This window comes from Streptomyces sp. NBC_00443, from assembly GCF_036014175.1.
In the GTDB taxonomy this organism is placed as follows: Bacteria; Actinomycetota; Actinomycetes; order Streptomycetales; family Streptomycetaceae; genus Streptomyces.
On sequence record NZ_CP107917.1, the window covers coordinates 7,120,013 to 7,132,315 of the forward strand.

Genomic DNA, 12,303 nt, shown 5'->3' on the forward strand with positions numbered 1-12,303 from the left:
ACTTCTCTCAAGAAAGGTGCGGACCGGCGTGGCCGACCGTCTCATCGTCCGTGGCGCGCGCGAGCACAACCTGAAGAATGTCTCGCTCGACCTGCCGCGCGACTCGCTCATCGTCTTCACGGGCCTGTCGGGGTCGGGCAAGTCCTCGCTGGCCTTCGACACGATCTTCGCCGAAGGGCAGCGGCGTTACGTGGAGTCGCTGTCGTCCTACGCCCGGCAGTTCCTCGGCCAGATGGACAAGCCGGACGTCGACTTCATCGAGGGTCTGTCCCCGGCGGTCTCCATCGACCAGAAGTCGACCTCGCGCAACCCGCGCTCGACGGTCGGCACCATCACCGAGGTCTACGACTATCTGCGTCTGCTCTTCGCTCGCATCGGCAAGCCGCACTGCCCCGAGTGCGGCCGCCCGATCTCGCGCCAGTCGCCGCAGGCCATCGTCGACAGGGTCCTGGAGCTGCCGGAGGGGAGCCGCTTCCAGGTCCTGTCGCCGCTGGTGCGTGAGCGCAAGGGCGAGTTCGTCGATCTCTTCGCCGACCTCCAGACCAAGGGCTATTCCCGCGCGCGTGTGGACGGCGAGACGATCCAGCTGTCCAACCCGCCCACGCTGAAGAAGCAGGAGAAGCACACCATCGAGGTGGTCGTCGACCGCCTCACGGTGAAGGACTCCGCCAAGCGCCGGCTCACCGACTCCGTGGAGACCGCCCTCGGCCTGTCCGGCGGCATGGTCGTGCTCGACTTCGTCGACCTCCCCGAGGACGACCCCGAGCGCGAGCGTATGTACTCGGAGCACCTGTACTGCCCGTACGACGACCTCTCCTTCGAGGAGCTGGAGCCGCGCTCCTTCTCCTTCAACTCGCCCTTCGGCGCCTGCCCCGAGTGCACCGGCATCGGCACGCGCATGGAGGTCGACCCCGAGCTGATCGTTCCGGACGAGGACAAGAGCCTCGACGAGGGCGCCATCCACCCCTGGTCCCACGGCCACACCAAGGACTACTTCGGCCGCCTGATCGGCGCCCTCGCGGACGCCCTGGGATTCCGGACGGACATCCCGTTCGCGGGCCTGCCCCAGCGCGCCAGGAAGGCCCTGCTGTACGGCCACAAGACGCAGATCGAGGTCCGCTACCGCAACCGCTACGGGCGCGAGCGCGTGTACACGACGCCGTTCGAAGGGGCCGTTCCCTTCGTCAAGCGGCGGCACAGCGAGGCGGAGAGCGACGCCAGCCGTGAGCGCTTCGAGGGCTACATGCGCGAGGTGCCCTGCCCCACCTGTGAGGGCACGCGCCTGAAGCCGATCGTCCTCGCGGTCACGATCATGGAGAAGTCGATCGCTGAGGTCTCCGCGATGTCCATCAGCGACTGCGCGGAATTCCTGGGCGAGCTGAAGCTCAACACCCGCGACAAGAAGATCGCCGAGCGCGTGCTGAAGGAGGTCAACGAGCGGCTGCGGTTCCTGGTCGACGTCGGCCTGGACTACCTCTCACTCAACCGCGCGGCCGGCACGCTCTCCGGCGGCGAGGCCCAGCGCATCCGCCTGGCCACCCAGATCGGTTCCGGACTCGTCGGCGTGCTGTACGTGCTCGACGAGCCGTCCATCGGTCTGCACCAGCGCGACAACCACCGGCTGATCGAGACTCTGGTCCGGCTGCGCGACATGGGCAACACGCTCATCGTCGTCGAGCACGACGAGGACACCATCAAGGTCGCCGACTGGATCGTCGACATCGGCCCCGGTGCCGGTGAGCACGGCGGCAAGGTCGTGCACAGCGGCTCCCTCAAGGAACTGCTCGCCAACGCCGAGTCACAGACCGGTCAGTACCTGGCCGGCAAGAAGGCGATCCCGCTGCCCGACATCCGACGCCCGCACGACCCGTCCCGGCAGCTCACGGTGCACGGCGCCCGCGAGAACAACCTCCAGGACATCGACGTCTCCTTCCCCCTGGGCGTGTTCACCGCGGTCACCGGTGTGTCCGGCTCCGGCAAGTCCACGCTGGTCAACGACATCCTGTACACGCACCTCGCGCGCGAGCTGAACGGCGCCCGCAGCGTGCCCGGGCGGCACACGCGGGTGGACGGCGACGACCTCGTCGACAAGGTCGTGCACGTCGACCAGTCGCCCATCGGCCGCACCCCGCGGTCGAACCCGGCGACGTACACCGGCGTGTTCGACCACATCCGCAAGCTGTTCGCAGAGACCACCGAGGCGAAGGTCCGCGGCTACTTGCCGGGCCGCTTCTCCTTCAACGTCAAGGGTGGCCGCTGCGAGAACTGCGCGGGCGACGGCACCATCAAGATCGAGATGAACTTCCTCCCGGACGTCTACGTCCCGTGCGAGGTCTGCCACGGCGCCCGGTACAACCGGGAGACCCTGGAGGTCCACTACAAGGGCAAGTCCATCGCCGAGGTCCTGAACATGCCGATCGAGGAAGCGATGGACTTCTTCGAGGCGGTTCCGTCGATCAACCGTCACCTCAAGACGCTGAACGACGTCGGTCTCGGCTATGTCCGGCTCGGACAGTCCGCGACGACTCTGTCCGGCGGTGAGGCCCAGCGGGTGAAGCTCGCCAGCGAGCTGCAGAAGCGCTCCACCGGCCGCACGGTCTACGTTCTCGACGAGCCGACAACCGGTCTGCACTTCGAGGACATCAGCAAGCTGCTGAGGGTGCTGTCCGGCCTGGTGGACAAGGGCAACACGGTCATCGTCATCGAGCACAACCTCGACGTGATCAAGACCGCGGACTGGGTCGTGGACATGGGTCCCGAGGGCGGCGCCGGCGGAGGCCTCGTCATCGCCGAGGGCACCCCCGAGCAGGTTGCCGCGGTCCCCGCCAGCCACACCGGCAAGTTCCTGCGCGAGATCCTCGACGCCGACCGGATCAGCGACGCCGCCCCGATGAAGGCCCCGCGTCGGACGGCCGCCAAGAAGACGGTCGCGGCAGGGGCGACGGCGAAGAAGACGGCGACGGCCAGGACCGCGAAGACGGTCAACAACAAGGCCACCGACAAGGCGGCCGGGGCCACGAAGAAGGCAGCTGCCGCGAAGAAGGCGACGCCCGCGAAGAAGACGACGCGGGCTCGCAAGGCCTGAGGCTCACGGGCAACGAGCCCTGACTCATCCTGGAAAGTGCGGCGCCCCGCGGAACTCCCCGCGGGGCGCCGCACGTTGGATCATCAGCGGCCCGATCCCTGCGGCTGCGACGAACCTTGACTCCTCAACAGCGGATTCGAATGGAACGGAAAGCCGCGTAGCGGAACACCTCTCAGAAGTCCCCCACTTCGGAGGCGTACGGCGGCTCGGCGCCCGCCCGGGAGCAGGTGATCGCGGCAGCCCGCGCCGCGAACCGCAGCAGCCGTGTCCAGCCGTCGGCGCCCAGTCCCGCGAGCGCCTCGGCGGACAGGGCGTCCTGGGCGGCCAGTCCATGCAGCAGGGCCGCGTTCACGGTGTCGCCCGCACCGATCGTGTCCACGACGTCGACCTCCTCACCCGCCACAGAGTGCTCGGCGCCGTCCCGCGTGAAGGCGGTCAGCCCCTCATCGCCCCGAGTGATCACGACTGCCGAAGGCCCCGCGGCCAGCCACTCGCGCGGAGTGCCGCCCAGCCACAGTGCGTCCTCCTCGGAGAGCTTCAGCAGTGACACCGATGGCAGCCAGCTCTTGAACCGGGCCCGGTACCCGTCCGGGTCGGGGATCAGCCCGGCCCGGATGTTCGGGTCGAGCGCGGTGAACACCCCTTGCGAGGCAGCGCTGCGCATCAGCTCCTCATAGGCGCTCGCCCCCGGTTCCAGGACGAGCGAACAGGTACCGAAGGACACAGCGCGGGCCCCCGCGGGCAGCTCCGCAGACGCCGTGAAGAGCCGGTCGGCGGTGCCGTCGACATAGAAGGAATAGGCGGCAGAGCCGTTGGTGTCGATGGTGGCGACCGCGAGCGTGGTCGGCTCCATGCCGCGCTGCACGGCCGACACGTCCACTCCGGCCGCCCGCAGCCCGTCGAGCAGGGCCTCACCGAAGGCGTCGTAGGACGTTCGGGAACAGAAGGCGGTGGGGGAGCCGAGGCGGCCGAGGGACACGGCGGTGTTGTAGGGGCCGCCGCCGAGCGCCGGTTTCAGGCTCGCGAGGGCGCCCGTGCCCTGCGGTACCAGGTCGATCAGGGCCTCACCGGCGACGACGATCACGAGACGGTTCCTTTCACGGTCAGGGGCTGTTCGGGACTGTCGGGTGTGGAGGGCTTGGCGTTGCCCTCGGGCCTCGCTGATTTCCCGCGTCTCGCGGACCTCCCGGACCGCCCCGGCTCTTCGACGCAGCCGCACGAGGTGCGATGCACGAAGGTGCAGGCCAGACGGACGGTCCGGGCGGGCCCGTCCGGTGAGGCGAGGCGGTCCAGGAGCACGCGGACCGCCTGAGCACCGATGTCCCTGCTGGGCTGGGCTATCGCGGTGAGCCTGGGCGAGAACAGGTCGGCCCAGGCGAAGTCGTCGAAGCAGCACAACGCGATGTCGTCGGGCACGGACAGGCCGTGGTCACGCAGGGCGCGCAGGGCACCGATGGTCATCGCGTTGTTGGCGGTGACGAGCGCGGTGGGTGGCGTGGCGAGAGACAGCAGAGCGGCGGTGGCCCGTTCGGCTCCGGCCGACTCGGAGTCGCCGTGCACGAGGAGGCGCTCGTCGTACGCGAGCCCGGCCGCCGTCAGGCCCTCGCGGTACCCGGTGAGCCGCTCGGCTGGTGGTGCTGAGCCCGGGCAGACCGGCGACCAGGCCGATCCGACCGTGGCCGAGGTCGGCGAGATGGGTGACCAGCCGCGCCATGGGTTCGGCGCTGTCGGCGCAGACCTGGTCGAACCGCGTCGAGCCGTCCGCCGGGGCGTCGACCACGCGGTCGAGAAGGACGGTCGGCACCTTGTGGCGCCCGAGATAGGCGAGGAGCTCGCGGGGGTCGGCGGAAGGAGCGACGATCATGCCGTCCACGCGGCGCTCGTGGAGGAGCTGGACGACCTTGCGCTCATGCACGGGATCGTCGTGCGGGTCGGCGATGAGCAGGCTGTAGCCGTGTTCCAGGGCGCCCGCCTCGACGCCCTGGAGTATCTCGGTGAAGTAGGGGTTGCTGATCGCCGACACTGCGAGCCCGATGGATTGGGTGCGGGAGGTCACGAGGGAACGGGCGAGGGTGTTGGGCGTGTAGCCGAGCTCGTCCATGGCCTCCAGCACCGCCTGGCGGGTGTGGGGCAGCACTGGCCGGGTGCCGTTCAGCACATGCGAGACGGTCGCCACGGACACGCCGGCGCTCCGCGCGACGTCGGCCATGGTTGCCATCACGATCCCCTCCCTGCGCCGGCCCCTCCCTGGGACACCGCAACCCGCTCGCCGAGCTCACCGCGGGCTTCTGGCCGGGAACGTATCTCATCCGACGCCGGACGTAAACGCTTGCGCAATCGTTTACGTCCCTCTGCCAGGATCCTGAGCCGGGCGAGCCTGGCCGAGTGGCGGCCGGCGCCTCAGCTCACTCCCACTCCCACCCGATGCCCACGATCCCCGACCGCACCCGTGGCTCGACCAGGTGGACGGACCGGTGCAGCCCGCTGAGGGTCAGCCCCTGGCGGCCGCTGCGGGGCGCTGCCGCCGAGTGCTGGGAGAACCGGTGACAGCGGACCGGGAGGGCGTTCTCGGTGAAGCGGATTTGGAGGGCGTACTGGCCGCCCGCGAGCGGGAAGCCCCGGGCGTACTCGCGGGACACGTCGGCGGTGCCGTCCTCGACGCCGTAACGGAAGAGGTACGTGTCGCCCGCCCGCAGACGTGTACCGAAGAGCAGTTCCGCCACCAGGACCCCGGTGTCGTGATGCCAACGGACCCTTCCCGTACGGCAGTTCTCCACGGCATGCACTGTCATGCGCTCCGGCGCGCAGCCCGGGTCGCCGTGGTGGACGGCGACGAAGCGGTCCACGCCGTCCCTGTGGGCGCGCACGATGTGGTGCGACTCCCGCCCCGCCAGCTCGCGGCGCGCTCCGATCCGTACCCGCTCGTGGTGGGCGAGGGTGTGCAGGCCGCCGTCGGTCGGACAGTCCAGTTCGGCCAGCAGCTGCTCCAGGACGCCCGAGGCCTCCACAAGGGAGCGGTAGGAGCGGGCTGCCGGCTGCTGGAGGGCGGAGTGATCATCGGCCTCGGCGAGCAGCCGGATCAGGGACTCCTCCGGCAGCTGGAGTATCTCCTCCAACGCCCGCACCGCACGCAGAGACTCGGGGCGCTGCGGCCGACGTGCACCTTGCTGCCAGTAGCTCAGGCTGGTGACGCCGACCCTCACCCCACGGCGGGACAGATGGTGCTGCACCCGCTGCAGCGGCAGTCCCCGGGCGGCTATCGCTGCACGCAGGGCTACGTGGAACGGGCCGCCTCGCAGGGCCGTGTCCAGTTCCGCGGTGGCGACGGTGGGGACGTCCGCGTGCTGAGTGGCGTGCGGCATGCAGGGGCCTTTCTGTGGTTGTTCACAACGGCTGGTCAGACCGGTCGCGCGGCTCGTCGGGGCCACCCCGTGGGCGTGGCGGGGGGCTTCACATCCGTACGCCGTTGTTCAGGGCCCCGAGTTCCACCGCATTGAAGCGTGTTGACCAAGTCCCGACAACACCTGTCGCCCAACAGCTGCGCACCCTGGCCGAGTCCCGACGCCGCCGCCCACCCTGTGCTCTCAAGTCCTCGTGCCGGCCCTGGTGTTGATCCTGGTGTTGCCCGCGCAGGCGAAGGTTCTGCCCGGTGACCAGGCCGGGTACATGTCAGCGCGTGGGCTCACCAGGCCCAGCTCCGCCTTCGACCATGCTCCCGCGAGAGTGCCGCGGCCAGGGGCGCGCCCGTCCGCTCATGCTGACGGCGGCCACCCGCGCGCACGGCACGGTGTGCTCGTCGTCACGTACGCCAGGTGAGGCGGACCGCACGTACGCCAGTGAGGCGGGCCGGGCAGCCGAGGGCGATCCACCGGTCAGTCCACCAGGGCCACGGCTCCCGGGGCCGGCGCCGACCACCGCCGTGTCCTGGCCGTTCTCGCCTCCCCGGGGTCCCGCCGACCGGCCGGGCCGGTTATCCACAGCCTCGCCGGAGTGTCAGCGGGCGCCAGTAGGGTGTGAGACATGGCCGACCCCTCCAGCTACCGCCCCAAGCCGGGACAGATCCCGGACTCTCCCGGGGTGTACAGGTTCCGTGACGAGCACCGCCGGGTGATCTACGTCGGAAAGGCGAAGAGCCTGCGCCAGCGCCTGGCGAACTACTTCCAGGACCTCGCGGGCCTGCATCCGCGCACCCGCTCGATGGTCACCACGGCAGCGTCCGTGGAGTGGACGGTGGTGTCCACGGAGGTCGAGGCCCTGCAGCTGGAGTACTCCTGGATCAAGGAGTACGACCCCCGGTTCAACGTCAAGTACCGCGACGACAAGAGCTACCCGTACCTCGCGGTGACGATGAACGAGGAGTTCCCGCGCGTGCAGGTGATGCGCGGTCACAAGAAGAAGGGCGTCAGGTATTTCGGGCCCTACGCGCACGCGTGGGCGATCCGCGACACCGTCGACCTCCTCCTGCGCGTCTTCCCCGTGCGCACCTGCTCGACCGGCGTCTTCAAGAACGCCCGCCGCACCGGTCGCCCCTGCCTGCTCGGCTACATCGGCAAGTGTTCCGCCCCCTGCGTGGACCGCGTCTCCGCCGAGGAGCACCGCGAACTGGCCGATGAGTTCTGCGACTTCATGACCGGCCGTACGAGCACGTATCTGCGCCGCCTGGAGAAGCAGATGACGGAGGCGGCCGACGAGATGGCGTACGAGCGGGCCGCCCGCCTGCGCGACGACATCGAGGCCCTGAAGAAGGCCATGGAGAAGAACGCGGTCGTGCTCGCCGACGCGACCGACGCCGACCTCATCGCGGTCGCCGAGGACGAGCTCGAAGCAGCCGTGCAGATCTTCCACGTCCGAGGCGGCCGGGTACGCGGCCAGCGCGGCTGGGTGACCGACAAGGTCGAGGAGATCACCACCGGCGCACTCGTCGAGCACGCGCTCCAGCAGCTCTACGGCGAGGAGACCGGGGATGCCGTACCCAAGGAGGTCCTGGTCCCGGCCCTGCCCGACCCGGTGGAGCCCGTGCAGGAGTGGCTGACCGCCCGGCGCGGCTCGGGCGTCTCCCTGCGCATCCCCCAGCGAGGCGACAAGCGCGCCCTCATGGAGACCGTGGAGCGCAACGCCCAGCAGGCGCTCGTCCTGCACAAGACCAAGCGCGCCTCCGACCTGACCACGCGCTCGCGTGCCCTGGAGGAGATCGCCGACGCCCTCGACCTGGACAGCGCCCCGCTCAGGATCGAGTGCTATGACATCTCCCACCTCCAGGGCGACGACGTCGTGGCCTCCATGGTCGTCTTCGAGGACGGGCTGCAGCGCAAGAGCGAGTACCGCCGCTTCCAGATCAAGGGCTTCGAGGGCCAGGACGACGTCCGCTCCATGCACGAGGTGATCACCCGCCGCTTCAGGCGCTACCTCGCCGAGAAGGAGAAGACGGGCGAGTGGGCCGACGGTGACACCAGCCTCGGCGACACGGCGACCGGCCCCCTCACCGACACCTCCTCCGCGCCCATCGCCGACGGCCTCGATGCCGACATCACCGACGGCCAGGGCAACGGCCTCAAGGACGACGACGGCCGACCCAAGCGCTTCGCCTACCCGCCGCAGCTCGTCGTCGTCGACGGCGGACAGCCGCAGGTCGCGGCCGCCCAGCGGGCCCTGGACGAGCTCGGCATCGACGACATCGCCGTCTGCGGCCTCGCCAAGCGCCTGGAGGAGGTCTGGCTGCCCGGCGAGGACGACCCGGTCGTCCTGCCCCGCACCAGCGAGGGCCTCTATCTGCTCCAGCGCGTCCGGGACGAGGCGCACCGCTTCGCGATCACCTACCAGCGCACCAAGCGCGCCAAGCGTTTCCGGGCCGGCCCGCTGGACGACGTCCCCGGCCTCGGCGAGACCCGCAAGCAGGCGCTGATCAAGCACTTCGGTTCGGTGAAGAGGCTGCGATCCGCGACAATCGACCAGATCTGCGAGGTTCCGGGCATAGGTCGCAAGACGGCCGAGGCGATCGCCATCGCCTTCGCCCAGGCGGCCCCGGCCGCACCCGCCGTGAACACGGCGACTGGAGAGATCATGGAAGACGAGGAATCCGATACGACGGCGGAGACCTCGGGGGAGCCCGTGTCCGCGGGCCCCCCGGACGAACGACGGGGGCAGGAGAGATGAGCGAGCACGAGACACAGCCCACAGGCGAGCGAGATCAACAGGCTCAGGACACGCACAGGAAGGACGGCGAGGATCTCACCCAGCAGGACGCACCCCAGGAAGAGGGAGCAAAGGTGAGTACGGGCGTCGACGCAGCCGCGGTCCCCGAGGCGGCCATCCCCGAGCTGGTGATCATCTCCGGCATGTCCGGGGCCGGCCGCTCGACGGCCGCCAAGTGTCTGGAGGACCTCGGCTGGTTCGTCGTCGACAACCTCCCGCCCGCGCTGATCCCCACCATGGTGGAGCTCGGCGCCCGCTCCCAGGGCAACGTGGCGCGGATCGCGGTGGTCGTCGACGTCCGTGGCCGTCGCTTCTTCGACAACCTCCGCGAGTCGCTCTCCGACCTCGACACCCGGAGTGTGACACGCCGGATCGTCTTCCTGGAGTCCTCGGACGACGCCCTGGTGCGCCGCTTCGAGTCGGTGCGCCGTCCGCACCCCCTCCAGGGCGACGGCCGCATCGTCGACGGCATCGCCGCCGAGCGCGAGCTGCTGCGTGAGCTGCGCGGCGACGCAGACCTGGTGATCGACACCTCCAGCCTCAACGTCCACGAGCTGCGGGCCAAGATGGACGCCCAGTTCGCCGGCGACGAGGAGCCCGAGCTGCGGGCCACGGTCATGTCCTTCGGCTTCAAGTACGGCCTCCCGGTCGACGCCGACCTGGTCGTGGACATGCGCTTCCTGCCCAACCCGCACTGGGTCCCGGAGCTGCGCCCCTTCACCGGCCTCAACGAGGAGGTGTCGGCGTACGTCTTCAACCAGCCCGGCGCGAAGGAGTTCATCGACCGCTATTCAGAGCTGCTCCAGCTCATCGCGGCCGGATACCGCCGTGAGGGCAAGCGGTACGTGACCATCGCGGTCGGCTGCACCGGCGGCAAGCACCGCTCGGTCGCCACCTCCGAAAAGCTCGCCGCCCGCCTCGCCTCCCAGGGCGTGGAGACGGTGGTCGTACACCGGGACATGGGACGGGAATGACGGGACGTACACCGCGGCTGGGCAGGCTGCGCCGGGCGGTCCCCGAGTCACGCGCCGCCCGACCCACCGAGGCCCGTGGCGCCAGGCCACGCCGCCGGGGCGCCCAGCCCAAGGTCGTCGCCCTCGGCGGCGGTATGGGCCTGTCCGCCTCGCTCGCCGCGCTGCGCCGGATCACGGGCGATCTCACCGCCGTCGTCACCGTGGCGGACGACGGCGGCTCCAGCGGGCGCCTGCGTGACGAGCTGGGCGTGCTGCCGCCCGGCGACCTGCGCAAGGCGCTGGCAGCACTGTGCGGCGACGACGACTGGGGCCAGACCTGGTCCCGCGTCATCCAGCACCGCTTCCACTCCAAGGGTGACCTGCACGACCACGCGGTCGGCAACCTGCTGATCGTCGCCCTGTGGGAGCAGCTCGGCGACCACGTCCAGGCCCTCGACCTGGTCGGCAAGCTGCTCGGCGCGCACGGGCGCGTGCTGCCCATGTCCGCCGTACCGCTGGAGCTGCAGGCCCTGGTCAAGGGGCACGACCCGGACCGGCCCGAGGAGGTCGACACCGTCCGAGGCCAGGCGAACGTCGCCCTCACCCGCGGCGAGGTGCAGTCGGTGCACGTGGTGCCGCACGACCCGCCCGCCGTTCCGGAGGCCGTCGCCGCCGTCCGGGACGCGGACTGGGTGGTGCTCGGCCCCGGGTCCTGGTTCTCCTCCGTTATCCCGCACCTGCTCGTGCCGGAACTCCTGGACGCCGTCACCGAGACGAAGGCGCGCCGGGTACTCTCCCTGAACCTCGCGCCGCAGCCGGGAGAAACCGAAGGCTTCTCACCGCAGCGTCATTTGGAGGTTTTGGGACGACACGCCCCTAAACTCGCCCTGGACGTGGTGCTGGCCGACGAGGCTGCCGTGCCCGACCGCGATGTGCTCACCGAGGCGGCCAAGCGGCTCGGCGCCGCGGTCGAGCTGGCCCCGGTGGCCCGGACGGACGGGACGCCCCGGCACGACCCGGAGCTGCTAGCCGCCGCGTACGACCGTATTTTTCGGATGCATGGAAGGATCGGCCCATGGCGATGACGGCAGCGGTGAAGGATGAGATCTCCCGGCTCCCCGTCACCCGGACCTGCTGCAGGAAGGCGGAGGTCTCCGCCATTCTGCGGTTCGCCGGCGGCCTCCATCTGGTGAGCGGGCGCATTGTGATCGAGGCGGAGCTGGACACCGCGATGGCGGCGCGCCGGCTCAAGCGCGACATCCTGGAGATCTTCGGCCACAGCTCCGAGCTGATCGTGATGGCACCGGGCGGGCTGCGCCGCGGTTCGCGCTACGTCGTACGGGTGGTCGCCGGCGGTGACCAGCTGGCCCGGCAGACCGGGCTGGTCGACGGACGGGGCCGCCCGATCCGAGGCCTGCCCCCACAGGTGGTCTCGGGTGCCACGTGTGACGCCGAGGCCGCCTGGCGCGGTGCGTTCCTGGCGCACGGCTCGCTCACTGAGCCCGGCCGCTCCTCCTCCCTGGAAGTGACCTGCCCGGGCCCCGAGGCCGCGCTCGCCCTGGTCGGCGCGGCCCGCCGGCTGTCGATCGCAGCGAAGGCCCGCGAGGTGCGCGGCGTGGACCGCGTGGTCGTCCGGGACGGCGACGCGATCGGCGCCCTGCTGACCCGCCTAGGTGCGCACGAGTCCGTGCTGGCCTGGGAGGAGCGTCGGATGCGCCGCGAGGTCCGCGCCACGGCGAACCGCCTCGCCAACTTCGACGACGCCAACCTCCGCCGCTCCGCCCGTGCGGCCGTCGCCGCCGGCGCCCGTGTCCAGCGCGCCCTGGAGATCCTGGCCGAGGAGGTCCCCGAGCACCTCGCGGCCGCCGGCCGGCTGCGTATGGAGCACAAGCAGGCCTCCCTCGAAGAGCTGGGCGCCCTCGCCGACCCGCCGCTGACGAAGGACGCCGTCGCCGGCCGTATCCGCCGGCTGCTGGCCATGGCCGACAAGCGGGCCCAGGACCTGGGCATCCCGGGCACGGAGGCGAACCTCTCCGAGGAGCTGGCGGACAACCTCGTGGGGTGAGGTGAGGG

The 12,303-nt window shown here is 70.4% G+C and carries 7 protein-coding genes and 1 pseudogene; 5 read left to right on the top strand and 3 right to left on the bottom strand.

Annotation, left to right across the window (positions count from 1 at the left end; all coding sequences use genetic code 11):
- Nucleotides 1–28 precede the first annotated feature (28 nt).
- Nucleotides 29–3,085, top strand: coding sequence for an excinuclease ABC subunit UvrA (uvrA, locus tag OHO27_RS32385; RefSeq protein ID WP_328428505.1), 3,057 nt, complete (start codon nucleotides 29–31; stop codon nucleotides 3,083–3,085).
- 172 nt (nucleotides 3,086–3,257) lie between these two features.
- On the opposite strand, the gene OHO27_RS32390 is transcribed toward uvrA, so the two are convergent.
- The 3 genes and pseudogenes from OHO27_RS32390 to OHO27_RS32400 all read right to left on the bottom strand — a co-directional run bounded on the left by OHO27_RS32390 (nucleotide 3,258) and on the right by OHO27_RS32400 (nucleotide 6,447).
- Entirely contained in the window at nucleotides 3,258–4,169 is a 912-nt protein-coding gene (locus tag OHO27_RS32390) for a carbohydrate kinase family protein (protein WP_328428506.1), read from the bottom strand.
- Nucleotides 4,166–5,303 (bottom strand): annotated as a pseudogene (locus tag OHO27_RS32395) (LacI family DNA-binding transcriptional regulator). Before OHO27_RS32395 ends, OHO27_RS32390 begins: the two are co-directional and overlap by 4 nt.
- A gap of 187 nt (nucleotides 5,304–5,490) precedes the next feature.
- The gene (locus OHO27_RS32400) at nucleotides 5,491–6,447 is read right to left on the bottom strand and encodes a hypothetical protein (RefSeq protein ID WP_328428507.1); all 957 of its coding nucleotides are present in this window, start codon (nucleotides 6,445–6,447) and stop codon (nucleotides 5,491–5,493) included.
- Between the two features lie 658 nt (nucleotides 6,448–7,105).
- Between OHO27_RS32400 and uvrC the strand changes: the two genes are divergently transcribed.
- Genes uvrC through whiA form a run of 4 tightly spaced genes read left to right on the top strand, consistent with a single transcriptional unit; the run spans nucleotide 7,106 to nucleotide 12,295 of the window.
- Entirely contained in the window at nucleotides 7,106–9,238 is a 2,133-nt protein-coding gene (gene uvrC / locus OHO27_RS32405; RefSeq protein WP_328428508.1) for an excinuclease ABC subunit UvrC, read from the top strand.
- A complete protein-coding gene (gene rapZ, locus OHO27_RS32410; protein WP_328428509.1) occupies nucleotides 9,235–10,251 on the top strand; it encodes an RNase adapter RapZ in 1,017 nt (338 codons plus the stop codon). The genes uvrC and rapZ overlap by 4 nt, the downstream gene beginning before the upstream one ends.
- A complete protein-coding gene (locus tag OHO27_RS32415; RefSeq protein WP_328428510.1) occupies nucleotides 10,248–11,315 on the top strand; it encodes a gluconeogenesis factor YvcK family protein in 1,068 nt (355 codons plus the stop codon). Before rapZ ends, OHO27_RS32415 begins: the two co-directional genes overlap by 4 nt.
- Nucleotides 11,306–12,295 (top strand): DNA-binding protein WhiA, encoded by a 990-nt coding sequence (gene whiA, locus OHO27_RS32420; protein WP_328428511.1) that lies wholly within the window; start codon nucleotides 11,306–11,308, stop codon nucleotides 12,293–12,295. Before OHO27_RS32415 ends, whiA begins: the two co-directional genes overlap by 10 nt.
- Nucleotides 12,296–12,303: the final 8 nt, after the last annotated feature.